The sequence below is a fragment of the Ectopseudomonas oleovorans genome (genome assembly GCF_003052605.1).
Taxonomy (GTDB): Bacteria; Pseudomonadota; Gammaproteobacteria; order Pseudomonadales; family Pseudomonadaceae; genus Aquipseudomonas; species Aquipseudomonas oleovorans_A.
Window position 1 is genome coordinate 10,674 of the sequence record NZ_QASO01000092.1, and the last position, 25,619, is coordinate 36,292.

Genomic DNA, 25,619 nt, shown 5'->3' on the forward strand with positions numbered 1-25,619 from the left:
TCAGAGGCAGATTATTTCACTGGCAAAACGGGAGGAGTCCATATACGGATGAAATCCGGGGATGCCGTGCTCACCGGTTCCAGATGAGGACGTAGGGCGGACCGGAACGCCGGCCGCTCGTAGCGAAGCGAGCAGTCCGCCGCTCTTGAGCGCCACACAAACCCAGCGGCGTACTGCTTCGCGACGACTGCATGGATGCAGGAGGTAGAGCGACGCAGGAAGCCAAAGCCGAGTACGCCCTACGGGCGGCAGGCTTTCTGGTAGACTCGGCAACTTTTAAGGCTTCACTCGCAGATTCCCATGCAAGCACCTAGCACCCAACGCGTGATCGTCGGCATGTCCGGCGGCGTCGACTCGTCCGTTTCCGCCCTGCTATTGATGGAGCAGGGTTACCAGGTCGAAGGCCTGTTCATGAAGAACTGGGACGAAGACGACGGCACCGAGTACTGCACCGCCATGGACGACCTGGCCGACGCCCAGGCCGTTTGCGATCGCATCGGCATCAAGCTGCACACCGCCAACTTCGCCGCAGAATACTGGGACAACGTGTTCGAGCACTTCCTGGCCGAATACAAGGCCGGGCGCACGCCGAACCCGGACATCCTGTGTAACCGCGAGATCAAGTTCAAAGCCTTCCTCGACTATGCCCTGAGCCTCGGCGCCGACCTGATCGCCACCGGTCATTACGTGCGTCGCCGCGATATCGATGGCCGTACGGAGCTGCTCAAGGGCCTGGACCCAAACAAGGACCAGAGCTATTTCCTGCACGCCGTCGGCGGCGAGCAGATCGCCAAGACCCTGTTCCCGGTTGGCGAGCTGGAAAAGCCGCAGGTACGCGCCATCGCCGAGAAATACGAGCTGGCCACGGCGAAGAAGAAGGACTCCACCGGTATCTGTTTCATCGGTGAGCGCCGCTTCAGTGACTTTCTCAAACAGTACCTGCCGGCCCAGCCAGGCGACATCGAGACCACCGAGGGCCAGGTCATCGGCCGCCATCACGGCCTGATGTACCACACCATCGGCCAGCGCCAGGGGCTTGGCATCGGCGGTCTCAAGGACGCCAGCGACGATCCCTGGTACGTGCTGCGCAAGGACCTGACGCGTAACGTACTGATCGTCGGCCAGGGCAACGAACACCCCTGGCTGTTCTCACGCGCCCTGCTCGCCTCGGACATCTACTGGGTCAACCCAGTGGATCTGAGCAGCCCGCGCCGCCTGACCGCCAAGGTGCGCTACCGCCAGAACGATCAGCACTGCACCCTGGAGAGGACCGAGACCGGCTATCGCGCCGTGTTCGACGAGCCGCAGCGCGCCGTCACTCCGGGTCAGTCCGTGGTGTTCTACGACGGCGAGGTGTGCCTCGGCGGCGGCGTGATCGAAACCGCAGAAGCCTGGTACGAGGACGCCCGATGAGCCCGCTGCAGGAGCAACTGGTTGCCCTGGGCGCCGTATTCGAAGCAGCAGTGCTGGCCGACAAGATCGCCCGGACCGGCCAGGTCAGCGAAGCCTCGATGGGCTGCATGCTCGGCAGCCTGCTGGTGCGCGACCCGAAAAGCACTTTGGATGTATACGGTGGCGACGACCTCAACCTGCGTGATGGCTATCGCGCCCTGATCAGCTCGCTGGAACGCAATCCATCCGCCCTGCAGCGCGAGCCGTTGCGTTATTCGCTGGCGATGATCGGCCTGGAGCGGCAACTGGACAAGCGCGGCGACATGCTGCAGGTGATGGGCAGCCGGCTGGATCAGATCCAGCAACAGGTCGAGCATTTTGGCCTGGTCCATGACAACGTCATCGCCGCCTGCGGCGGCCTGTATCAGGACACCATCAGCACCTTCCGCCAGCGCATTCAGGTGCACGGCGACATGCGCTTCCTGCAGCAGCCGAACAACGCCGCGAAAATCCGCGCCCTGCTGCTCGCCGGCATCCGCTCGGCGCGCCTCTGGCGTCAGCTCGGCGGCCACCGCTGGCAGTTGGTATTCAGTCGCGGCAAGCTGCTCAAAGCGCTCTACGACATGACGCGAAACTGACCATGGAGCCCGCCAGCCGCAGCGTCAAACCCCTTCAGGGTGCCCTGCTGCTGGCGCTCTCGGCGCTGCTGTTTGCCTTCACCGGAGTCGGCATCCGCGAGATTTCCGTCAGCGTCAACAACGAGTCGGTGGTGTTCTTCCGCAACCTGGTCGGCGTGTTGTTCTTCCTGCCGCTGCTGCTGGTGCGCGGCATTCGCCCGTTGCGCACGACCCGCCTGAAGTCCCATCTGTGGCGCACCACCTATGGCCTGGCGGCGATGTACTGCTTCTTTTATGCCATCGCCCATCTGCCATTGGCCGACGCCATGCTGTTCACCTATTCGGCCCCCGTCTTCACTCCGCTGATCGCGCATATCTGGCTCAAGGAACCACTGACCCGACGCATGCTGATCAGCAGCCTGATTGGCTTGTGTGGCGTACTGCTGGTAGCCAAACCCAGCGCAGCATTATTCGAAGGGCCAGCCCTGGCCGGCCTGGCTGCCAGCCTGCTGGCGGCCTTTGCCTTCGTCTCCATCCGAGAGATGAGCGACAGCGAACCGGCCACGCGCATCGTCTTCTATTTCTCGCTGTTCAGTGCACTGCTCTCCGCCATCCCGTTGACCTGGAGCTGGCAACCGCTCGACTCCACGCAACTGAGCTGGCTGCTGGGCATCGGCCTGCTGGCCACCGCCAGCCAGGTGATCATGTCACGCGCCTACGGCCTGGCACCGCCCGGACTGATCGGTCCGGTGGCTTACCTGGCCATCGTCTTCGCCGGCATCATTGCCTGGCTGCTCTGGGGCGAGACGCCAGACACCCTGTCGCTGCTCGGTGCAGCATTGATCTTCGCCGCCAGTCTGTTATCGGTCGCCAGACGCAGGACATAGGCGGTCACACGCCGGTTTTCATGTATGATATGCGCCCTTTTCGCCAGAGGTCGTCCAGGCACCTGAGCTAGCGCCCGCTTCACTGAAGCAGGCACGACGCGCAGCGACCCCGGATGGCTTTTCAGCCCGACAGCCCGAGAACGCCTACATGCAGCTTTCCTCGCTCACCGCGGTTTCCCCCGTCGACGGCCGCTACGCCGGCAAAACCAGCGCCCTGCGCCCTATCTTCAGCGAATACGGTCTGATCCGTAGCCGCGTACTGGTCGAAGTGCGCTGGCTGCAGCGCCTGGCCGCTCACGAGGGCATCCCGGAAGTCGCGCCCTTCTCCGCCGAAGCCAACGCCCTGCTCAACGAGCTGGCCGAGAACTTCGCCGTCGAGCACGCCGAGCGCGTCAAGGAAATCGAGCGCACCACCAACCACGACGTCAAGGCCGTGGAATACCTGCTTAAGGAACAGGCTGCCAAGCTGCCGGAGCTGGACAAGGTCAGCGAGTTCATCCACTTCGCCTGCACCAGCGAGGACATCAACAACCTGTCCCACGCCCTGATGCTGCGTGAAGGCCGTGACAGCGTGCTGCTGCCGCTGATGAAGCAACTGGCAGGCGCCATTCGTGAACTGGCAGTGAAGTTCGCTGACGTGCCGATGCTCTCGCGCACCCACGGCCAGCCGGCCTCGCCGACCACCCTGGGCAAGGAACTGGCCAACGTCGTCTACCGCCTGGAGCGCCAGATCGCTCAGGTCGCGGCCGTGCCGCTGCTGGGCAAAATCAACGGCGCCGTGGGCAACTACAACGCCCACCTGTCGGCCTACCCGAGCATCGACTGGGAAGCCAACGCGCGTCAGTTCATCGAAGGTGACCTGGGCCTGACCTGGAACCCCTACACCACCCAGATCGAGCCGCACGACTACATCGCCGAGCTGTTCGACGCCATCGCTCGCTTCAACACCATCCTGATCGACTTCGACCGCGACGTCTGGGGCTACATCTCCCTTGGTTACTTCAAGCAGAAGACCGTGGCCGGCGAGATCGGCTCCTCGACCATGCCGCACAAGGTCAACCCGATCGACTTCGAGAACTCCGAAGGCAACTTAGGGATAGCCAACGCGATCTTCCAGCACCTGGCCAGCAAGCTGCCGATTTCCCGCTGGCAGCGTGACCTGACCGACTCCACCGTGCTGCGTAACCTGGGTGTCGGCTTCGCTCACAGCGTCATCGCTTACGAAGCCAGCCTCAAGGGAATCAGCAAGTTGGAGCTCAATGCTCAGAAAATTGCTGAAGACCTGGATGCCTGCTGGGAAGTGCTCGCCGAGCCGATCCAGACCGTCATGCGCCGTTATGCCATCGAGAACCCGTACGAGAAGCTGAAAGAGCTGACTCGCGGCAAGGGCATCAGCCCCGAGGCCCTGCTGGCCTTCATCGACGGCCTGGACATGCCGACCGCCGCCAAGGAAGAGCTCAAGCAACTGACTCCGGCGCGCTACATCGGTAACGCCGTGGCCCAGGCCAAGCGGATCTAAGCGCGATCAGCCTGGCAGACAGCCGAAAAACTACCTACGTTGGCAATACTGCATTAAAACCGGCCTCAGAATGCTCATTTACAGCACGTAAACTCCGCTTCTTCGGCCGCTTTTGCCTTGTCTTGCCTGCCTCGCCTACGTTTTTTGACAGTCCGCCAAGGACGCCCGGCTGAGCCGGGCGTTTTTGTTTTAAGGTTTTTATCTATTTCAAGGGCTTACTGATGAATCCTGATACTCCGCTGCAATTGCTGGGTGGCCTCACAGCCCGTGAATTTTTGCGCGACTACTGGCAGAAGAAGCCACTGCTGGTGCGCCAGGCGATCCCTGACTTCGAAAGCCCGATCAGCCCCGACGAACTGGCCGGCCTGGCGCTGGAAGAAGAAGTCGAATCGCGCCTGGTGATCGAGCACGGCGCGCGCCCCTGGGAGCTGCAGCGCGGCCCGTTCAACGAGGACACCTTCCAGGATCTGCCCGAGCGCGACTGGACCCTGCTGGTGCAGGCCGTCGACCAGTTCGTCCCGGAAGTGGCCGAACTACTGGAAAACTTCAAGTTCCTGCCCAAATGGCGCATCGACGATCTGATGATCAGCTTCGCTGCCCCCGGCGGCGGCGTCGGCCCGCATTTCGACAACTACGACGTATTCCTGCTGCAGGCGCACGGTCATCGCCGCTGGCAAGTTGGCCAGATGTGCGATTCCGACAGCCCGCTGCTCCCCCACGCCGATCTGAAGATCCTGGCGCAATTCGAACCAACCGATGAATGGGTGCTGGCACCCGGCGACATGCTCTACCTGCCGCCACGCCTCGCCCACTGTGGCACCGCTGAGGATGATTGCATGACCTATTCCGTGGGCTTCCGCGCGCCGAGCGCCACCGAAGTACTGACCCATTTCACTGATTTCCTCGGCCAGTTCCTGCCCGACGAAGAGCGTTACAGCGATGCCGACATCCAGCCGAGCGAGGATCCCAACCAGATCCAGCGCGACGCCCTGGAGCGCCTCAAGGCGCTGCTCAACGAGCACATGAGTGACGAACGCCTGCTGATGACCTGGTTCGGCCAGTTCATGACCGAGCCCAAGTACCCGGAGCTGGTTGCCGGCATCGAGATCGAGGAAGAGGACTTCCTCGGCGCACTGGAAGATGGCGCGATCCTCATTCGCAACCCCAGCGCACGCATGGCCTGGTCGGAAGTCGGCGAAGACCTGGTGCTGTTCGCCAGCGGCCAGAGCCGCCTGGTTTCCGCCCGCCTGCGCGAGCTGTTGAAGCTGATCTGCAGCGCCGATGCGTTACATGTGGAAAACCTCGGCGCCTGGCTGGCCGACGACGAGGGGCGTACCCTGCTATGGGAACTGGTCAAGCAAGGCAGCCTGGGATTTGCCGATGAGTGAGATCACTGTCCGTGTCGCGGACTGGCATAGGGACAATGCCGAGCTTCGTCGTATCCGCGACAGCGTTTTCGTTGCCGAGCAATCGGTACCGCCGGAGCTGGAATGGGACGCCGAGGATACCGACGCCGTGCACTTTCTCGCCGAGGAAGGTGATTACCCGGTGGGTACCGCGCGCCTGCTGCCCGATGGCCATATCGGTCGCGTTTCGGTGCTCAAGGACTGGCGCGGCCTGAAAGTGGGCGAAAAACTGATGCAGGCGGTGATTGCCGAAGCTGAAAAACGCGGCCTGCATCAGCAAATGCTCACCGCTCAGGTGCACGCCACGCCGTTCTATGAAAGGCTAGGCTTCAGGATTGTCAGCGACGAGTACCTCGACGCCGGCATACCGCACGTGGATATGGTGCGCAGCAGCCAGTAGAGACCGAAATGAACGACAAAGACGCCCCGGTCGAACCGATCGATACGCCAGATCCCATTGAACTGGCGGCCATCGAATTCGAGTCGCCGGGGCGTTTTGCCGTGCACAACCCCGAACCCATCACGCCGGATGCGGCGCAATGGGAGCCGGCCCCGTTCATACTCGGCCAGCACGAGCGTCTGGAGCGTTTCAGCCAGCCCCAGCAGGCTCGCGCCCACATCCTGGCGCTGATCCAGCAAGCCCAGCGCAGCCTGTGCCTGTACAGCGATGACCTGGAGCCCTGGCTCTATCACCACAGCAGCGTGCAACAGGCCTGCACCCGGTTCCTGCTGAGTAGTCCTCGGGCGCGCCTGCGCATTCTGCTGCGCGACCCGACCCGTGCCGTAAAGGAAGGTCATCGTCTGCTCGCCCTGTCACGCCGACTGTCCTCCAACCTGCATATCCGCAAACTCAATCCGGACTATGCCAGCGAGGAACTGGCCTTCCTGATCGCCGATGACAGGGGCCTGTTCGTGCGACCTGAACTCGATCAACAATCCGGCTACACCCTGTACAACGATCCGGCGCGCGTGCGCCAACGCCAAACCCAGTTCGACCAGGCCTGGGATACCAGCATCACCGACCCTGATCTGCGGAGCTTTCTGCTATGACCCTGCGCACGCTGTTCGCCGCCCTGCTTCTCGGCCTGTGCCTGCCGCTGCAAGCGGCCACCGAGGTAATCGCATTGAATTACCGCACTGCCGATGACGTACTCGGCGTGGTGCAGTCGATGCTCGGTAACGAGGGCAAGGTCAGTGCCTATGGCAACCAACTGATCGTCAATGCGTCACCGGCCAAGATCGGTGAAGTGCGCGTGTTGTTACAGCAACTCGACACCCGCCCGCGTCGCTTGCTGATCACCGTGGAGAGCGCCGACAGCAATTACCAGAACGACCGCGGCTATCGCGTCGATGGCACGCTCAGTGCCGGCAATGCCGAAGTACAAGTCGGCCGCGGCGAAGAGAACGGTCGCGACCAGGTGCGCATCATCCGCCGCAGCACCGACAGCCGTGGCGGCGGCACCCAGCAGGTACAGGCCACCGAAGGGTATCCAGCGCTAATTCAGGTCGGCCAGAGCGTGCCGCTGACCACCACCAGTACCGGTCCATACGGCCAGGTCTACCAGGATACCCAGTACCGCGACGTGACCCGCGGCTTCTACGTAACAGCCAGCCTCTCTGGCGAACTGGTCCACGTTGCCATCAGCAGCCAACGCGATCGCGTCAGCAACAGCCGACCCGGCGTGATCGATGTGCAAAGCACCGATACCCGCGTCAGCGGCCGACTCGGCGAGTGGATTACCCTGGGTGGCGTCAGCGAGGAAACCAGCTCCAGCGGCCGTGACGTGTTGCGTCGACACTCCACCCAGGGCCGCGAGGACATGTCGCTGCGCCTTAAGGTCGAAGCGATCGACTGACACCCCCGACCAAAGTCGAATGCCTTTCCCTCGCAAGAACGATGGACAACTCTCGCAACCCGCGAAATGCCTGAAACGCCCAACCCATGGGCTGCCAAGCGTGACCAGCCAGTCGCCTACTGAATATGTAGTAGCTTTAAAAAACCACTACAAAACGTTTGACGAAGCATCTTCCCAGAGGCATGATGGCCTCGCTCCCGCTAGCCAGGGGTCCAGAAAAGGATCTCCAGACCGCCCGCGAAGTACTTCGCACCGGTCCGTGTCCCAACAGCCCACAAGGCCGTACGACGAGGTTGCGACTGGAACGAAGTTGTCCTGAGGGACGGGGAAGCGTTAAGTAACAGACAGCTCGCCAGGTTCAGCGCAATGCCAAGGGTTTCCACGAGCCCGACGCCTGAAGCGACCAGCGATCTGCTCGCCTACATCCCCCTCTTCGCAGTACACCCTCGCCTTTCAGCCGTTTTCTCGCCGTCGAAGTGGTAGCCGCCCAGCCGCTGCATTCGTGCACGCTTTGCGTGGGTAGTCGGTGCTCAACCAACACATTTTCTGAAGGATTGACCATGTCCGCATATCAAAACGACATCAAGGCTGTAGCCGCTCTGAAAGAGAAGTTCGGCAGCAGCTGGAGCGCTATCAACCCCGAGTCCGTCGCCCGTATGCGCGCTCAGAACCGCTTCAAGACCGGTCTGGAAATCGCTCAGTACACTGCTGACATCATGCGCAAGGACATGGAAGAGTACGACGCCGACTCCTCCCTCTACACCCAGTCCCTGGGCTGCTGGCACGGCTTCATCGGTCAGCAGAAGCTGATTTCGATCAAGAAGCACCTGAAGAGCACCAACAAGCGCTACCTCTACCTGTCGGGCTGGATGGTCGCTGCCCTGCGTTCCGAGTTCGGCCCGCTGCCGGATCAGTCGATGCACGAGAAGACCGCCGTCTCCGACCTGATCGAAGAGCTGTACACCTTCCTGCGTCAGGCCGACAGCCGCGAACTGGACCTGCTGTTCACCGCTCTGGACGCTGCCCGCGACGCTGGCGACCACGCCAAGGCTGCCGAGATCCAGAACCAGATCGACAACTACGAAACGCACATTGTCCCGATCATCGCCGACATCGATGCCGGTTTCGGTAACCCGGAAGCCACCTACCTGCTGGCCAAGCGCATGATCGAAGCGGGTGCCTGCTGCATCCAAATCGAAAACCAGGTATCCGACGAGAAGCAGTGCGGCCACCAGGACGGCAAAGTTACCGTTCCACATGCCGACTTCCTCGCCAAGATCGCTGCCGTTCGCTACGCCTTCCTGGAACTGGGTATCGACAACGGTGTAATCGTTGCTCGTACCGACTCCCTGGGTGCCGGCCTGACCAAGCAGATCGCCGTGACCAACCAGCCGGGCGACCTGGGCGACCTGTACAACTCCTTCCTGGATTGCGAAGAAGTGTCCACTGCCGAACTGAAGAACGGCGACGTCGTTCTGAACCGCGAAGGCAAGCTGCTGCGTCCGAAGCGCCTGCCGTCCAACCTGTTCCAGTTCCGCGCTGGCACCGGCGAAGACCGCTGCGTACTGGACTGCATCACCAGCCTGCAGAACGGCGCCGACCTGCTGTGGATCGAAACCGAGAAGCCGCACGTTGGCCAGATCAAAGCCATGGTTGACCGCATCCGCGAAGTCATCCCGAACGCCAAGCTGGTTTACAACAACAGCCCGTCCTTCAACTGGACCCTGAACTTCCGTCAGCAAGTGTTCGATGCATTCGTTGCCGAAGGCAAGGACGTGTCCGCCTACGATCGCGCCAAGCTGATGAGCGTCGAATACGACAACACCGAACTGGCCCAGATCGCCGACGAGAAGATCCGCACCTTCCAGCGTGACGGTTCGGCCCACGCCGGCATCTTCCACCACCTGATCACCCTGCCGACCTACCACACCGCCGCGCTGTCCACCGACAACCTGGCCAAGGGCTACTTCGCCGACCAGGGCATGCTGGCCTACGTCAAGGGCGTTCAGCGTGAGGAAATCCGCCAGGGTATCGCCTGCGTCAAGCACCAGAACATGGCTGGCTCCGACATCGGCGACACCCACAAGGAGTACTTCGCTGGCGAAGCTGCTCTGAAGGCGAGCGGTAAAGACAACACCATGAACCAGTTCCACTAAGAACGGTTCAACCGCTGCGGGCCACGCACCCGCAGCGGCCGATTGCCTAATCCGCCCCGGCTTGCCGGGGCTTTTTTACTTGCGCGATAAACCGCTTCAGCCAAACAGGGCGCAGCCTTGGCATATCCCCAAGACAGGATGGGCGAGTAAATGCCAAAGGCCCGATAAACCTTGAGGCAGAGCTGCAGGCGGAGAGATACATCAAGAGAATTTAAGTCAATGCCTGCTGCCGTCGCCCCAATACCAAAGTGGCAGGCAATTACTCATCTTGCCGAGGCGCATCACCCAGCAAAATGAGGCAGATTAGCCGGATGAATGGGCGCCACGGATTGCCAGAACAAAGCCATCAGCCATAGTCCAGAAGCGCCGACCTGCATGGCCTGCAGCGCAATTACAGCGATGCGACAATTCAGGCAAAAACCTGGCAATAGTGATGAAAATGCAGGAATAATTTTCTTTGAAGAATTTACTTACAGTCGGCATACACATAGTATTGTATACACACTTTGCATCAGCACCCTTGACGGTGCTTGTCAGCTAACCAAATACAAGCCGTTCCTTGAGTTTCAGGAGTACCGGCATGCCTGATGCGGTAACCACCATGCCCCAGAACTGGGCCTTCGCTGTTTTCTTGCTGGGTGTCTGCGCGCTCATCGCCTTCATGCTCGGCGTTTCCAGTCTGCTCGGCAGCAAAGCCTGGGGACGTAGCAAGAACGAGCCTTTCGAGTCGGGCATGCTTCCTACCGGCAGCGCGCGTCTGCGCCTGTCAGCCAAGTTCTATCTGGTCGCGATGCTCTTCGTGATCTTCGACGTTGAAGCCCTCTATCTCTTCGCTTGGGCAGTCTCGGTGCGCGAAAGCGGCTGGGCGGGTCTGATCGAAGCTACAGTTTTCATAGCAATTCTGTTGGCAGGTCTTGTCTATCTTTGGCGTATCGGCGCGCTCGATTGGGCACCGCAGGGACGTCGTGAACGGCAGGCGAAGCTGAAACAATGAGGCTTTGGCGATGCAATACAAACTTACTCGGGTCGACCCGAATGCGCCCAACGAGGCGTATCCGATCGGCCAGCGGGAGGTCGTCTCCGACCCGCAGCTAGAGGACCAGGTTCACAAGAACATCTACATGGGCAAGCTCTCGGACGTGCTTAACGGCGCGGTCAACTGGGGGCGCAAGAATTCCTTGTGGCCGTACAACTTCGGCCTGTCCTGCTGCTATGTGGAAATGACCACCGCCTTCACCGCCCCGCATGACGTGGCGCGTTTCGGTGCGGAAGTCATTCGCGCATCACCCCGTCAGGCTGACTTCATGGTCATTGCCGGCACCTGCTTTATCAAGATGGCGCCGGTCATCCAGCGTCTCTACGAGCAGATGCTGGAGCCCAAGTGGGTCATTTCCATGGGTTCATGCGCCAACTCCGGCGGCATGTACGACATCTACTCGGTCGTTCAGGGCGTGGACAAGTTCCTCCCCGTGGACGTCTATATTCCCGGCTGCCCGCCCCGCCCCGAGGCGTTCCTGCAAGGCTTGATGCTGCTGCAGGAATCCATCGGCCAGGAGCGCCGCCCGCTATCCTGGGTCGTTGGCGATCAAGGCATCTACCGTGCCGAAATGCCTTCGCAGAAGGAACAGCGACGCGAGCAGCGAATCGCCGTTACCAACCTGCGTAGCCCCGACGAAGTCTGAGCTGATGCTTGCCTGCGCAAGCGTCACGCCCACTTTCTACGTTGATCGACAGCGACCGAGACCATGACTCAAGACACCGTTGTGTCCATACCGCCTTACAAGGCTGACGACCAGGACGTCGTCGCCGAACTGTGCGCCCGTTTTGGTGACGACAGTTTCACCCTGCAAGCGACCCGCACCGGCATGCCGGTACTCTGGGTCGCCCGTGAGCGCCTCATCGAAGTGCTCACCTGCCTGCGCAACCTGCCGCGCCCCTACGTGATGCTCTTTGATCTGCACGGCGTCGACGAGCGCCTGCGCACCCAACGTCGCGGCCTTCCCGATGCCGACTTCACGGTGTTCTATCACCTGATGTCGCTGGAGCGTAATAGTGATGTGATGATCAAGGTCGCCTTGTCCGAGCGCGACCTCAACCTGCCCACCGCCACCGGCATCTGGCCCAACGCCAACTGGTACGAGCGCGAAGTCTGGGATCTGTACGGCATCACCTTCACCGGCCACCCGCACCTGAGCCGGATCATGATGCCGCCGACCTGGGAAGGTCACCCGCTGCGCAAGGACTACCCGGCGCGCGCCACCGAATTCGATCCGTTCAGCCTCACCCTGGCCAAGCAGCAGCTCGAGGAAGAAGCCGCGCGCTTCAATCCCGAAGACTGGGGCATGAAACGTGGCGGTGAGCATGAGGACTACATGTTCCTCAACCTCGGCCCCAACCACCCATCCGCCCACGGCGCGTTCCGCATCATCCTGCAGCTCGACGGCGAAGAGATCGTCGATTGCGTGCCGGAAATCGGCTACCACCACCGTGGCGCCGAGAAGATGGCCGAGCGGCAGAGCTGGCACAGCTTCATCCCTTACACCGACCGCATCGACTACCTCGGCGGGGTGATGAACAACCTGCCCTATGTGCTCTCGGTGGAGAAACTCGCCGGTATCAAGGTGCCGGCCCGTGTCGACTTCATCCGCGTCATGCTCGCCGAGTTCTTCCGCATCACCAGTCACCTGCTGTTCCTCGGCACCTATATCCAGGACGTCGGCGCCATGACCCCGGTGTTCTTCACCTTCACCGACCGCCAGCGCGCCTACAAGGTGATCGAAGCCATCACCGGCTTCCGCCTGCACCCGGCCTGGTACCGCATCGGCGGCGTCGCCCATGACCTGCCGCGCGGTTGGGACAAGCTGGTCAAGGAATTCGTCGACTGGCTGCCCAAGCGCCTCGACGAATACGAGAAGGCCGCGCTGAAGAACAGCATCCTCAAGGCCCGTACCATCGGCGTGGCGCAGTACAACACCAAGGAAGCGCTCGAGTGGGGCACCACCGGTGCCGGCCTGCGCGCCACCGGTTGCGACTTCGACCTGCGCAAGGCGCGCCCCTACTCCGGCTACGAGCACTTCGATTTCGAGGTACCGCTGGCAGCCAATGGCGATGCCTACGACCGCTGCATGGTGCGTGTGGAAGAGATGCGCCAGAGCATCCGCATCATCGACCAGTGCCTGAAGAACATGCCGGAAGGCCCGTACAAGGCCGACCATCCGCTGACCACGCCGCCGCCGAAAGAGCGCACGCTGCAGCACATCGAAACCCTGATCACTCACTTCCTGCAGGTTTCCTGGGGCCCGGTCATGCCGGCCAACGAAGCCTTCCAGATGATCGAGGCGACCAAGGGCATCAACAGCTACTACCTGACGAGCGACGGCAGCACCATGAGCTACCGCACCCGGATTCGTACCCCCAGCTTCGCCCACCTGCAGCAGATCCCTTCGGTGATTCGCGGCAGCATGGTGGCGGATCTGATCGCCTATCTGGGCAGTATCGACTTCGTCATGGCCGACGTGGACCGCTGATCATGAGCACGCTAATTCAGACCGACCGTTTCACCCTCAGCGAAACCGAGCGCTCGGCCATCGAGCACGAGATGCATCACTACGAAGACCCGCGCGCCGCCAGCATCGAAGCGCTGAAGATCGTGCAGAAGCAACGCGGCTGGGTGCCGGACGGCGCCGCTGACGCCATTGGCGAAATTCTCGGCATTCCTGCCAGCGACGTCGAGGGCGTGGCCACCTTCTACAGCCAGATCTTCCGTCAGCCCGTCGGCCGCCACGTGATTCGCGTGTGCGACAGCATGACCTGCTACATCGGCGGCCATGAGTCGGTGGTCAGTGAGATGCAGAAGCAGCTCGGTATTGGCCTCGGCCAGACCACCAGCGATGAGCGCTTCACCCTGCTGCCGGTGTGCTGCCTGGGCAACTGCGACAAGGCGCCGGCGCTGATGATCGACGACGACACCTTCGGCGATGTTCGACCTGACGGCGTCGCCAAGCTGCTGGAGGACTACAAATGAAGACCCTGACCTCCATCGGCCCAGCCAACCGCATCACCCGCAGCGAAGAAACCCATCCGCTGACCTGGCGCCTGCGTGACGACGCCCAGCCGGTATGGCTGGAGGAATACCAGCAGAAGAACGGCTACGCGGCCGCACGCAAGGCACTGACCGAGATGGCCCAGGCCGACATCGTGCAGACCGTCAAGGAGTCCGGCCTCAAGGGCCGTGGCGGCGCAGGCTTCCCCACGGGCGTGAAGTGGGGTCTGATGCCGGCTGACGAATCCATGAACATCCGCTACCTGCTGTGCAATGCGGACGAAATGGAACCCAACACCTGGAAAGACCGCATGCTGATGGAACAGCTGCCGCACCTATTGGTGGAAGGCATGCTGATCTCGGCGCGCGCACTGAAGGCCTATCGCGGCTACATCTTCCTGCGTGGCGAGTACGTCGATGCGGCGCGTAACCTCAACCGCGCCATCGATGAAGCCAAGGCCGCCGGCCTGCTCGGCAAGAACATCTTTGGCAGCGGTTTCGATTTCGAGCTGTTCGTGCACACCGGCGCCGGCCGCTACATCTGCGGCGAAGAAACCGCGCTGATCAACTCGCTGGAAGGCCGCCGCGCCAATCCGCGCGCCAAACCGCCCTTCCCGGCTGCCGTCGGCGTCTGGGGCAAGCCGACCTGCGTCAACAACGTCGAAACCCTGTGCAACGTGCCGGCCATCGTCGGCCAGGGTGTGGACTGGTACAAGGGCCTCGCCCGCCCGGGCAGCGAAGACCACGGCACCAAGCTGATGGGCTTCTCCGGCAAGGTGAAGAACCCCGGCCTGTGGGAACTGCCGTTCGGCATCACCGCCCGCGAATTGTTCGAGGACTACGCTGGCGGCATGCGCGATGGCTACAGGCTCAAATGCTGGCAGCCTGGCGGCGCCGGCACTGGCTTCCTGCTGCCCGAACACCTTGAGGCGCAGATGTACGCCGGCGGCATCGGCAAGGTCGGCACCCGTATGGGCACTGGTCTGGCGCTGGCGGTCGACGACTCGATCAACATGGTTTCCCTGCTGCGCAACATGGAAGAGTTCTTCGCCCGCGAGTCCTGCGGCTGGTGCACGCCGTGCCGCGACGGCCTGCCCTGGAGCGTGAAGATCCTTCGTGCCCTCGAGCGCGGCGAAGGCACTCGCGAGGACATCGCCACCCTGCTCGGCCTGGTCAACTTCCTCGGCCCGGGCAAGACCTTCTGTGCTCACGCGCCAGGCGCCGTGGAGCCGTTGGGCAGTGCCATCAAGTATTTCCGTGAAGAGTTCGAGGCCGGTGTGGCCAAGGTGGCGACCACGCCCCGCATGCCGGCAAGTGCGAGCTGAACAGACGAATTCCCTTAGCCAGCCGCTTTTCTGAAGCGGGTAAACGAAGACTGAAGAAATGGCCACTATCCACGTAGACGGCAAAGATTTCGAAGTCGATGGTGCAGACAACCTCCTGAAGGCCTGCCTGTCCCTTGGACTCGATATCCCCTACTTCTGCTGGCACCCGGCGCTTGGCAGCGTCGGCGCCTGTCGCCAGTGCGCAGTCAAGCAGTACAACGACGAGAACGACACCCGCGGTCGCATCGTCATGTCCTGCATGACGCCCGCCACCGATAACACCTGGATCAGCATCGACGACGAGGAATCCAAGGCGTTCCGCGCCAGCGTCGTCGAATGGCTGATGACCAACCACCCGCACGACTGCCCAGTGTGCGAGGAAGGTGGCCACTGCCACCTGCAGGACATGACGGTGATGACCGGGCATAACACCCGGCGCTATCGCTTCACCAAGCGTACTCATCAAAACCAAGAGTTGGGCCCGTTCATCGCCCACGAGATGAACCGCTGCATCGCCTGTTATCGCTGCGTGCGTTACTACAAGGACTACGCCGGCGGCACCGACCTGGGCGTCTACGGCGCGCACGACAACGTGTACTTCGGCCGCGTCGAGGACGGCACGCTAGAAAGCGAGTTTTCCGGCAACCTGGTCGAGGTCTGCCCGACTGGCGTGTTTACCGACAAGACCCACTCCGAGCGCTACAACCGCAAGTGGGACATGCAGTTCGCCCCGAGCATCTGCCACGGCTGCTCCAGCGGCTGCAACATCAGCCCTGGTGAGCGCTACGGCGAGCTGCGCCGTATCGAGAACCGCTTCAACGGCTCGGTCAACCAATACTTCCTCTGTGACCGTGGCCGCTTTGGCTATGGCTACGTCAACCGCGAAGACCGCCCGCGTCAGCCGCTGCTGGCCGGCCAGGCCATCGGCATCGATGCCGCACTGGACAAGGCCGCCGAGCTACTCAAGGGCAAGCGCGTGATCGGCATTGGCTCGCCGCGCGCCAGCCTGGAATCCAACTTCGCCCTGCGCGAACTGGTCGGTGCCGACAACTTCTATAGCGGCATCGCTGCCAGCGAACTGGCCAATATCCGCCTGATTCGCGACATCCTGCAAAACGGCCCGCTGCCGACGCCGACCCTGCGCGACGTCGAGCTGCATGACGCCATCTTCGTCCTCGGCGAAGACCTGACCCAGACCGCCGCACGCCTGGCCCTGGCCCTGCGCCAGGCGGTCAAGGGCAAGGCCACCGAGATCGCTGCCGGTGCACGGATTCAGGACTGGCATATGGCCGCTGTGCAGAACGTTGCGCAGCATGCTCGTCACCCGGTGTTTATCGCCAGCGTCACGGAAACCCGCCTGGACGACGTGGCCGCCGAAAGCGTGCACGCCGCACCGGCGGACCTGGCTCGCATCGGTTTCGCCGTGGCTCACGCCATCGACCCCAGTGCACCGGCCGTCGACGGCCTGGAAGCCGAGGCGCAAGCGCTGGTACAGCGCATCGCCGATGCCCTGCTCAACGCCAAGCGCCCGCTGATCGTTTCCGGCGCCTCGCTGGGCGACAAGGCCTTGATCGAAGCTGCCGCCAATATCGCCAGCGCGCTGAAGAACCGCGAGAAGAACGGCTCGCTGAGCCTTGTGGTGCCCGAAGCCAACAGCCTGGGCCTGGCACTGCTTCTGGATAAAGAGCAGGGCGGCGAGTCCGTCGATGCTGCGCTGGAAGCCCTGAGTGGCGGCCAGGCCGATGCCGTGATCGTGCTGGAAAACGACCTGTACCGCCGCGCCGATGCCGCCAAGGTTGACGCCGCGCTCAGCGCCGCACAGGCGGTGATCGTCGCCGATCACCAGCGCACCGCCACCAGCGAACGCGCCCACCTGCTGCTGCCAGTGGCCTCCTTCGCCGAAGGCGACGGCACCCTGGTCAGCCTCGAGGGCCGCGCCCAGCGCTTCTTCCAGGTCTATGAGCCGAGCTACTACGACGCCGGCATTCTGATCCGCGAAGGCTGGCGCTGGCTGCACGCGCTGCACAGCACCCTGCAAGGCAAGGCCGTTGACTGGACGCAGCTGGATCAGGTCACCGCAGCCTGCGCTGCCAGCAACCCGCTGTTGGCAGGGATCAAGGACGCCGCGCCTAGCGCCTCGTTCCGCATCAAGGGCCTCAAGCTGGCCCGCGAGCCACACCGCTACAGCGGCCGCACCGCCATGCGCGCCAATATCAGCGTGCATGAACCGCGTCAGCCGCAGGATCAGGATTCGGCCTTCGCCTTCTCCATGGAAGGCTACGCCGGCAGCAAGGAAGACCGTCAGCAGATTCCGTTCGCCTGGTCGCCGGGCTGGAACTCGCCGCAGGCCTGGAACAAGTTCCAGGACGAGGTCGGTGGTCATCTGCGTGCCGGCGACCCCGGCGTGCGTCTGCTCGAAGCCGCCGGCAACGCACTGCCCTGGTTCGCCGTCAACGCCGCGTTCAACCCGGCAGCCGGCACCTGGCAGGTGGCGCCGCTGCACCACCTGTTCGGTAGCGAGGAAAACTCCGCGCGCGCCAAACCTATTCAGGAGCGCATGCCCGAGCCCTACGTGGCCCTGGCCCGCGAGGAAGCGACACGCCTGGGCGTGAACGACGGTGCGCTGCTGGCCCTACGCATCAACGGCCAGGCGCTGCGCCTGCCGCTGCAGGTGCGTGATGACCTGGCCGTCGGTCTGGTCGGCCTGCCGCTTGGCCTGCCGGGTATTCCGGCAGCAGTCGCTGGTGCCAGCGTGACCCTGCTGCAGGAGGCCGCGCAATGAACTGGTTGACGCCCGAACTGATCGAGATCGTCATCGCGGTACTCAAGGCCATCGTCATCCTGCTGGTGGTGGTGGTCTGCGGCGCGCTGCTGAGCTTCATCGAGCGGCGCCTGCTCGGCTGGTGGCAGGATCGTTACGGCCCCAACCGTGTGGGGCCGTTCGGCATGTTCCAGATCGCCGCCGACATGATCAAGATGTTCTTCAAGGAGGACTGGACGCCGCCGTTCGCCGACAAGTTCATCTTCACCCTGGCGCCGATGATCGCCTTCGCCGCGATGCTGGTGGCCTTCGCCATCATCCCCATCACGCCGACCTGGGGCGTGGCGGATCTGAACATCGGCATCCTGTTCTTCTTCGCCATGGCGGGTTTGTCGGTGTATGCCGTGCTGTTCGCTGGCTGGTCGAGCAACAACAAGTTCGCCCTGCTCGGTGCCCTGCGTGCTTCGGCGCAAACGGTGTCCTACGAAGTGTTCCTGGCCCTGGCGCTGATGGGCGTGGTGGCGCAGGTCGGCTCGTTCAACATGCGCGACATCGTCGATTACCAGGCGCAGAACCTGTGGTTCATCATTCCGCAGTTCTTCGGCTTCTGTACCTTCTTCATCGCTGCCGTCGCCGTGACCCACCGTCACCCGTTCGACCAGCCGGAAGCCGAGCAGGAGCTGGCCGATGGTTACCACATCGAATATGCCGGCATGAAATGGGGCATGTTCTTCGTTGGCGAATACGTGGCCATCGTCACCGTGTCAGCGCTACTGGTAACCCTGTTCTTCGGTGGCTGGCACGGCCCGTTCGGCATCCTGCCGCAGATTCCGTTCTTCTGGTTCGCGCTGAAAACGGCCTTCTTCATCATGATCTTCATCCTGCTGCGCGCATCTATCCCACGCCCGCGCTATGACCAGGTCATGGCCTTCAGCTGGAAGTTCTGCTTGCCGCTGACCCTGATCAACCTGCTGGTGACCGGCGCCGTCGTGCTGGCCACGGCCCAGTAAGGAGAAAAGCAATGTTCAAGTACATCTGGGACGTGCTGGTCGGTACCGGCACCCAACTGCGCAGCCTGGCCATGGTGTTCAGCCATGGCTTTCGCAAGCGCGACACCCTGCAATACCCGGAAGAGCAGGTCTACCTGCCGCCGCGCTACCGTGGCCGCATCGTCCTCACCCGCGACCCCGACGGCGAGGAACGCTGCGTGGCCTGCAACCTGTGCGCCGTGGCCTGCCCGGTGGGCTGCATCTCGCTGCAGAAGGCGGAAACCGACGACGGGCGCTGGTACCCGGAGTTCTTCCGCATCAACTTCTCACGCTGCATCTTCTGCGGCCTGTGCGAGGAAGCCTGCCCGACCACCGCGATCCAGCTCACCCCCGATTTCGAGATGGGCGAGTTCAAGCGCCAGGATCTGGTGTACGAGAAGGAAGACCTGCTGATCAGCGGCCCCGGCAAGAACCCGGACTACAACTTCTACCGCGTTGCCGGTATGGCCATCGCCGGCAAGCCCAAGGGCGCCGCGCAGAACGAGGCCGAGCCGATCAACGTCAAGAGCTTGCTGCCATGAGCCAAGGTCATGGGTTTTCCCGCCCTGTAGGAGCGAGCTCTGCTCGCGAACGCAGACGACGCCAAACGCTTCGCGAGCAGAGCTCGCTCCTACGTCTTTGGTGTCATCTCCCGAAATATGCCGCTGCTTCTCACGAGGCGAGCGCAATGAGGAGCTTCTGATGGAATTCGCATTCTACTTTTCCGCCGGTGTGGCGGTGGCAGCAACGGTCGGGGTGGTCACCAATACCAACCCGGTGCATGCCCTGCTCTATCTCATCGTCTCGCTGCTGGCGGTATCGATGGTGTTCTTCGCCCTCGGTGCGCCCTTTGCCGGTGCGCTGGAAATCATCGTCTATGCCGGCGCCATCATGGTGCTGTTCGTCTTCGTGGTGATGATGCTCAACCTCGGCCCGGCTGCTGCCGAGCAGGAGCGCAAGTGGCTGACGCCCGGCATCTGGGTCGGCCCGGCAATTCTCAGCGCGCTGCTGCTCGGCCAGTTGCTCTATGTGCTGCTGAATCATGTCAGCGACGCCCATATCGGCCACACCACGGTCGAGGCCAAGGCTGTCGGCATCAGCCTGTTCGGCCCCTACCTGCTGGCGGTGGAGCTGGCCTCCATGCTGCTGCTCGCCGCACTGGTCGCTGCCTACCACCTGGGCCGCCACGACGCCAAGGAGCCCACCGCATGACCGGTATACCTCTGGAACACGGCCTGGCTCTGGCCGGCGTACTGTTCTGCATCGGCCTGGTCGGCCTGATGGTGCGGCGCAACATCCTGTTCATCCTGATGAGCCTGGAAGTGATGATGAACGCCGCCGCGCTCGCCTTCGTCGTCGCCGGCGCCCGTTGGGGCGCGGCTGACGGCCAGGTGATGTTCATTCTGGTGATCACCTTGGCAGCCGCTGAAGCCAGCATCGGCCTGGCGATCCTGCTGCAGCTGTATCGCCGCTTCAACACTCTGGATATCGACGCTGCCAGCGAGATGCGCGGATGAACCTTCTAGCCCTGACTCTATTCTTCCCGCTGCTCGGCTGGCTGCTGCTGGCCTTCTCGCGCGGACGCCTCTCGGAAAACACCAGTGCGCTGATCGGTGTCGGCTCCATCGGCCTGGCCGCCGCCAGCGCCGCCTGGGTCATTGCCGCCTTTCTCGGCAATCCACCGGCTGACGGCACCTACAGCCTGACCCTGTGGCAGTGGATGAGCGTCGAAGGCCTGGCGCCGAGCTTCACCCTGCATCTGGATGGGTTGTCCGCGACCATGCTCGGTGTGGTCACTGGCGTGGGTTTCCTGATCCACCTGTTCGCCAGCTGGTACATGCGCGGCGAGGAAGGCTATTCGCGCTTCTTCGCCTACACCAACCTGTTCATCTTCAGCATGTTGCTGCTGGTATTAGGCGACAACCTGCTGGTGCTGTTCTTCGGCTGGGAAGGCGTCGGCCTGTGCTCGTACCTGCTGATCGGCTTCTACTACAAGCACGTGCCCAACGGTAACGCGGCGCTCAAGGCCTTCATCGTCACCCGCATCGGCGATGTGTTCCTGATGATCGGCATGTTCCTGCTGTTCATCAACCTCGGTACCCTGAACATCCAGGAGCTGATGGTACGGGCGCAGCAGCAGTATGTGGCCGGTGACGCCTGGCTGTGGGTCGCCACCCTGATGCTGCTCGGCGGCGCGGTGGGTAAATCCGCCCAGTTGCCGCTGCAGACCTGGCTGGCCGATGCGATGGCAGGCCCGACCCCGGTGTCGGCGCTGATCCACGCGGCGACCATGGTCACCGCCGGCGTGTACCTGATCGCCCGTACCCACGGCCTGTTCCTGCTGACCCCGGAAATTCTCGAACTGGTCGGCATCGTCGGCGGCGTGACCCTGGTGCTGGCCGGTTTCGCCGCCCTGGTGCAGAGCGACATCAAGCGCATCCTCGCCTACTCGACCATGAGCCAGATCGGCTACATGTTCCTGGCCCTGGGCGTTGGCGCCTGGGACGCGGCAATCTTCCACCTGATGACCCACGCCTTCTTCAAGGCACTGCTGTTCCTTGCTTCCGGTGCGGTGATCCATGCCTGCCACCACGAGCAGAACATCTTCAGGATGGGCGGGCTGTGGAAGAAGTTGCCGCTGGCCTATGCCAGCTTCGTTGTCGGCGGTGCCGCCCTGGCCGCCCTGCCGCTGCTGACCGCCGGCTTCTACTCCAAGGACGAAATCCTCTGGGAAGCCTTCGCCAGTGGCCACAGCGAGCTGCTCTATGCAGGCCTGCTCGGCGCCTTCCTGACCTCGATCTACACCTTCCGCCTGATCTTCATCGCCTTCCACGGCGAGCAGAAGACCGAGGCGCACGCCGGTCATGGCATCGCCCACAACCTGCCGCTGCTGGTGCTGATCGTGCTGTCGACCTTCATCGGCGCCTGGATCACCCCGCCGCTGGCCGGCGTGCTGCCACAAAGCGCCGGCCATGCCGGTGGCGAGGCCAAGCACAGCCTGGAGCTGCTGTCGGGGCTGATCGCGGTGAGCGGTATCGTCATCGCCGCCCTGCTCTTCCTCGGCCAGCGCCGCGTCGCTTCCGCCGTGGCGCAGAGCGCGCCGGGTCGTCTGCTAAGCGCCCTGTGGTTCGCCGCCTGGGGCTTCGACTGGCTGTACGACAAACTGTTCGTGCGCCCCTACCTTGCGCTCTGCCAACTGCTGCGCCGCGACCCGATCGACCGCGGCATTGGCCTGATTCCACTGCTCGCGCGCGGTGGCAACGCCGCGCTGGTGCGCAGCGAGACCGGCCAGGTGCGCTGGTACGCCGCTTCGATCGCCGGGGGCGCCGTACTGGTGCTCGCCGCCATCCTCTTTCTGAGTTAAGGAAAACAGCCTGATGATTCTGCCCTGGCTAATCCTGATTCCCTTCATCGGCGGCCTGCTGTGCTGGCAAGGCGAGCGCTTCGGCTCCGTGCTGCCGCGCTGGATCGCCCTGATCACCATGAGCCTGCTGTTCGGCCTGAGTCTGTGGCTATGGGTCAGCGGTGACTTCACCCTGGCACCGGCCCCGGACGGCGGCCCGCGCTGGGCCCACGAGTTCGTCATCGACTGGATCCCGCGCCTGGGTATCACCATCCACCTGGCGATGGACGGCCTGTCGGTGCTGATGGTGGTGCTCACCGGTCTGCTCGGTGTGCTCTCGGTGCTCTGCTCGTGGAACGAGATCCAGCACCGCGTCGGCTTCTTCCACCTCAACCTGATGTGGATTCTCGGCGGCGTGGTCGGCGTGTTCCTCGCCGTCGACCTGTTCCTGTTCTTCTTCTTCTGGGAAATGATGCTGGTGCCGATGTACTTCCTCATCGCGCTCTGGGGTCATAGCGGCAGCGACGGCCGTACCCGTATCACCGCCGCCACCAAGTTCTTCATCTTCACCCAGGCCAGCGGCCTGATCATGCTGGTGTCGATCCTGGCCCTGGTATTCGTGCATTTCAACCAGACCGGCGTGCTCAGCTTCAACTACGCCGACCTGCTGAAGACCGAACTGGCGCCGGGCACCGAATACCTGTTGATGCTGGGTTTCTTCGTCGCCTTCGCGGTGAAGTTTCCGGTGGTGCCGGTGCACTCCTGGCTGCCGGATGCCCACGCCCAGGCGCCGACTGCCGGCTCGGTGGACCTGGCCGGCATCCTGCTGAAAACCGCTGCCTACGGCCTGCTGCGTTTCGCCCTGCCGCTGTTCCCCAACGCCTCGGCGGAGTTCGCCCCCATCGCCCAGTGGCTCGGTGTGTTCGCCATCCTCTATGGCGCGTTGCTGTCGTTCGCGCAAACCGACATCAAGCGCCTGGTGGCCTACTCCAGCGTGTCGCACATGGGCTTCGTGCTGATTGCCATCTATTCCGGCAGCCAGATCGCCCTGCAAGGCGCGGTGGTGCAGATGGTTGCCCACGGCCTGTCGGCTGCTGCGCTGTTCATCCTCTGCGGCCAGCTCTACGAGCGCCTGCACACCCGTGACCTGCGCCAGATGGGCGGGATCTGGGCGCGCATGCCCTGGCTGCCGGCCATCAGCCTGTTCTTTGCCGCTGCCGCACTCGGCCTGCCCGGCACCGGCAACTTCGTCGGTGAGTTCCTGATCCTGATTGGCAGCTTCCCCAGCGCGCCCTGGGTCGTGGTGCTGGCGGCCACCGGCCTGGTGCTCGGCTCGGTGTACGCCCTGGCGATGATTCACCGCGCCTACTTCGGCCCGGTGCAACAGGAAGCGCCGCTGCCCGGCCTCAAACCGCGCGAGCTGGCCATGGTGCTCGGCCTTGGCGTGCTGCTGATTCTGCTTGGCGTTTACCCACAACCGGTGCTCGACACCTCCGCTGCCAGCATGCACGGCGTGCAGCAGTGGATGGCTGGCGCCCTCGATCAACTCGCCTCGGGCCGGTAAGGGTAAGGATTAGAGACTCATGGAACATCACGCTGTCGAATTCACCCTGCAACACCTGATCGCCCTACTGCCACTGCTGGTGACCAGCCTCACCGCTGTCGTAGTGATGCTGGCCATCGCCGCCAAGCGCAATCACACGGTGACCTTCATCCTCTCGGTGGTGGGCCTGAACCTGGCGCTGCTGTCACTGATTCCGGCACTTGAGGTGGCGCCGCTCGAAGTCACTCCGCTGCTGCTGATCGACAAGTTCGCCTGCTACTACATGGCCCTGGTACTAGCGGCCAGCCTGGCCTGCATCACGCTGATCCATGCTTATCTGGGCGGTGATTCGGGCAAGGGCTATCCGGGCAACCGCGAGGAGTTGTACCTGCTGGTACTGCTGTCCGCCGCGGGTGGCCTGGTATTGGTCAGCGCCCAACATCTGGCGGGCCTGTTCATCGGCCTGGAACTGCTGTCGGTGCCCACCTACGGCATGATCGCCTACGCCTTCTTCAACAAGCGCTCGCTGGAGGCCGGCATCAAGTACATGGTGCTGTCGGCCGCTGGTTCGGCCTTCCTGCTGTTCGGCATGGCGCTGTTGTATGCCGAGTCGGGCAACCTGGGCTTTGCCGATATCGGCGCCAGCCTGATGCGCGAGAGCAGCCAATTGGTGCAGATCGGCATCGGCATGATGCTGATCGGTCTGGCGTTCAAGCTGTCGCTGGTGCCCTTCCATCTGTGGACGCCGGACGTCTACGAAGGCGCCCCTGCGCCAGTGGCGGCCTTTCTCGCCACCGCCAGCAAGGTAGCGGTGTTCGCCGTGCTGCTGCGCCTGTACCAGATATCCCCGGCCATGAGCGGCGGCTGGCTGAGCGACCTGCTGACCCTGATCGCCATCGCCTCGATCCTGTTCGGCAATCTGCTGGCGCTGCTGCAGAACAACCTCAAGCGCCTGCTGGGTTACTCGTCCATCGCCCACTTCGGTTACCTGCTGGTGGCATTGGTGGCGAGCAAGGGGCTCGCGGTGGAAGCCGTGGGCGTGTACCTGGCCACCTACGTGCTGACCAGCCTCGGTGCGTTCGGTGTGATCACCCTGATGTCCACCCCCTACAGCGGCCGCGATGCCGATGCGCTGTACGAATACCGTGGCCTGTTCTGGCGCCGCCCGTACCTGACCGCCGTGCTCACGGTGATGATGCTGTCGCTGGCCGGCATTCCGCTGACGGCCGGCTTCATCGGCAAGTTCTACGTGATCGCCGCCGGTGTCGAAGCGCAACTGTGGTGGCTGCTCGGCGCCATGGTGCTGGGCAGCGCCATCGGCGTGTTCTATTACCTGCGGGTGATGGTCACGCTGTTCATGCGCGAACCCAATATGCATCGCCACGATGCGCCCTTCGACTGGAGTCAGCGTGCCGGCGGCATCATGCTGCTGGTGGTCGCCCTGCTCGCCTTCATCATCGGCGTGTACCCGCAGCCGCTGCTGGAGCTGGTCCAGCACGCCGGACTGGTTGCCCTGGCGCAGTAATCGGGTAGGAGGCGGGGTCGCCCCCGCCGTCCTCCCACACCACCGTACGTACGGTTCCGTATACGGCGGTTCCTGCCTACTGACAAACAGCATCAGCGAGCTTGGTTCCGTTGATGTGTCGCCTGCGGTAGCTAAGCGCCCAGACCGGCCCTCGGAGTTTCCGACTCCTACCTCCTGATGGTCTCGACCACCGCTGTTCACGGCGTTTCTGCTTTACGC

General features: G+C 63.0%; 22 protein-coding genes. All 22 read left to right on the forward strand.

The window, feature by feature from the left end; genetic code table 11:
- Positions 1-300: 300 nt before the first annotated feature.
- Entirely contained in the window at positions 301-1,413 is a 1,113-nt protein-coding gene (mnmA, locus tag DBO86_RS15185; RefSeq protein WP_074858410.1) for a tRNA 2-thiouridine(34) synthase MnmA, read from the forward strand.
- Positions 1,410-2,030, forward strand: coding sequence for a high frequency lysogenization protein HflD (hflD, locus tag DBO86_RS15190; protein ID WP_108234105.1), 621 nt, complete (start codon positions 1,410-1,412; stop codon positions 2,028-2,030). The genes mnmA and hflD overlap by 4 nt, the downstream gene beginning before the upstream one ends.
- Before the next feature lie 2 nt (positions 2,031-2,032).
- Entirely contained in the window at positions 2,033-2,896 is an 864-nt protein-coding gene (locus tag DBO86_RS15195; RefSeq protein ID WP_108234106.1) for a DMT family transporter, read from the forward strand.
- 148 nt (positions 2,897-3,044) lie between these two features.
- Positions 3,045-4,415 (forward strand): adenylosuccinate lyase, encoded by a 1,371-nt coding sequence (gene purB / locus DBO86_RS15200; RefSeq protein ID WP_108234107.1) that lies wholly within the window; start codon positions 3,045-3,047, stop codon positions 4,413-4,415.
- Positions 4,416-4,636: 221 nt separating this feature from the next.
- Positions 4,637-5,803: a ribosomal protein uL16 3-hydroxylase gene (locus DBO86_RS15205; protein ID WP_108234108.1), complete on the forward strand. Its 1,167-nt coding sequence runs from the start codon at positions 4,637-4,639 to the stop codon at positions 5,801-5,803.
- Positions 5,796-6,221, forward strand: coding sequence for a GNAT family N-acetyltransferase (locus tag DBO86_RS15210; protein WP_074678642.1), 426 nt, complete (start codon positions 5,796-5,798; stop codon positions 6,219-6,221). The genes DBO86_RS15205 and DBO86_RS15210 overlap by 8 nt, the downstream gene beginning before the upstream one ends.
- Positions 6,222-6,229: 8 nt before the next feature.
- Positions 6,230-6,871: a DUF7931 domain-containing protein gene (locus DBO86_RS15215; RefSeq protein ID WP_108234109.1), complete on the forward strand. Its 642-nt coding sequence runs from the start codon at positions 6,230-6,232 to the stop codon at positions 6,869-6,871.
- Complete coding sequence (locus DBO86_RS15220; RefSeq protein ID WP_108234110.1) at positions 6,868-7,677, forward strand: secretin N-terminal domain-containing protein; 810 nt, start codon at positions 6,868-6,870, stop codon at positions 7,675-7,677. The genes DBO86_RS15215 and DBO86_RS15220 overlap by 4 nt, the downstream gene beginning before the upstream one ends.
- A 560-nt stretch (positions 7,678-8,237) precedes the next feature.
- Complete coding sequence (locus tag DBO86_RS15225) at positions 8,238-9,833, forward strand: isocitrate lyase (protein WP_108234111.1); 1,596 nt, start codon at positions 8,238-8,240, stop codon at positions 9,831-9,833.
- 580 nt (positions 9,834-10,413) lie between these two features.
- Complete coding sequence (locus DBO86_RS15230) at positions 10,414-10,827, forward strand: NADH-quinone oxidoreductase subunit A (RefSeq protein ID WP_108234112.1); 414 nt, start codon at positions 10,414-10,416, stop codon at positions 10,825-10,827.
- A gap of 10 nt (positions 10,828-10,837) precedes the next feature.
- Positions 10,838-11,515 carry a NuoB/complex I 20 kDa subunit family protein gene (locus DBO86_RS15235; protein WP_003460467.1) on the forward strand — a complete coding sequence of 226 codons (678 nt, stop codon included), beginning with the start codon at positions 10,838-10,840 and terminating at the stop codon, positions 11,513-11,515.
- 63 nt (positions 11,516-11,578) lie between these two features.
- Positions 11,579-13,360: an NADH-quinone oxidoreductase subunit C/D gene (nuoC, locus tag DBO86_RS15240; protein WP_108234113.1), complete on the forward strand. Its 1,782-nt coding sequence runs from the start codon at positions 11,579-11,581 to the stop codon at positions 13,358-13,360.
- Positions 13,357-13,857 carry an NADH-quinone oxidoreductase subunit NuoE gene (nuoE, locus tag DBO86_RS15245; RefSeq protein ID WP_104729101.1) on the forward strand — a complete coding sequence of 167 codons (501 nt, stop codon included), beginning with the start codon at positions 13,357-13,359 and terminating at the stop codon, positions 13,855-13,857. Before nuoC ends, nuoE begins: the two co-directional genes overlap by 4 nt.
- Entirely contained in the window at positions 13,854-15,200 is a 1,347-nt protein-coding gene (gene nuoF, locus DBO86_RS15250; protein WP_108234114.1) for an NADH-quinone oxidoreductase subunit NuoF, read from the forward strand. The genes nuoE and nuoF overlap by 4 nt, the downstream gene beginning before the upstream one ends.
- Before the next feature lie 58 nt (positions 15,201-15,258).
- Positions 15,259-17,982 carry an NADH-quinone oxidoreductase subunit NuoG gene (nuoG, locus tag DBO86_RS15255; protein ID WP_108234115.1) on the forward strand — a complete coding sequence of 908 codons (2,724 nt, stop codon included), beginning with the start codon at positions 15,259-15,261 and terminating at the stop codon, positions 17,980-17,982.
- A complete protein-coding gene (gene nuoH / locus DBO86_RS15260) occupies positions 17,979-18,971 on the forward strand; it encodes an NADH-quinone oxidoreductase subunit NuoH (protein ID WP_104729045.1) in 993 nt (330 codons plus the stop codon). The genes nuoG and nuoH overlap by 4 nt, the downstream gene beginning before the upstream one ends.
- Positions 18,972-18,982: 11 nt before the next feature.
- A complete protein-coding gene (nuoI, locus tag DBO86_RS15265; RefSeq protein ID WP_003460474.1) occupies positions 18,983-19,531 on the forward strand; it encodes an NADH-quinone oxidoreductase subunit NuoI in 549 nt (182 codons plus the stop codon).
- A 160-nt stretch (positions 19,532-19,691) separates the two neighbouring features.
- Positions 19,692-20,201: an NADH-quinone oxidoreductase subunit J gene (gene nuoJ, locus DBO86_RS15270; protein ID WP_108234116.1), complete on the forward strand. Its 510-nt coding sequence runs from the start codon at positions 19,692-19,694 to the stop codon at positions 20,199-20,201.
- The gene (gene nuoK, locus DBO86_RS15275) at positions 20,198-20,506 is read left to right on the forward strand and encodes an NADH-quinone oxidoreductase subunit NuoK (RefSeq protein WP_003460477.1); all 309 of its coding nucleotides are present in this window, start codon (positions 20,198-20,200) and stop codon (positions 20,504-20,506) included. The genes nuoJ and nuoK overlap by 4 nt, the downstream gene beginning before the upstream one ends.
- On the forward strand, positions 20,503-22,353 hold the full coding sequence (gene nuoL / locus DBO86_RS15280; RefSeq protein ID WP_108234117.1) for an NADH-quinone oxidoreductase subunit L: 1,851 nt from the start codon (positions 20,503-20,505) through the stop codon (positions 22,351-22,353). Before nuoK ends, nuoL begins: the two co-directional genes overlap by 4 nt.
- Positions 22,354-22,366: 13 nt before the next feature.
- Positions 22,367-23,896, forward strand: coding sequence for an NADH-quinone oxidoreductase subunit M (nuoM, locus tag DBO86_RS15285; RefSeq protein ID WP_108234118.1), 1,530 nt, complete (start codon positions 22,367-22,369; stop codon positions 23,894-23,896).
- A 19-nt stretch (positions 23,897-23,915) separates the two neighbouring features.
- Positions 23,916-25,400, forward strand: a complete 1,485-nt coding sequence (nuoN, locus tag DBO86_RS15290; RefSeq protein WP_108234119.1) for an NADH-quinone oxidoreductase subunit NuoN — start codon at positions 23,916-23,918, stop codon at positions 25,398-25,400.
- Positions 25,401-25,619 lie beyond the last annotated feature (219 nt).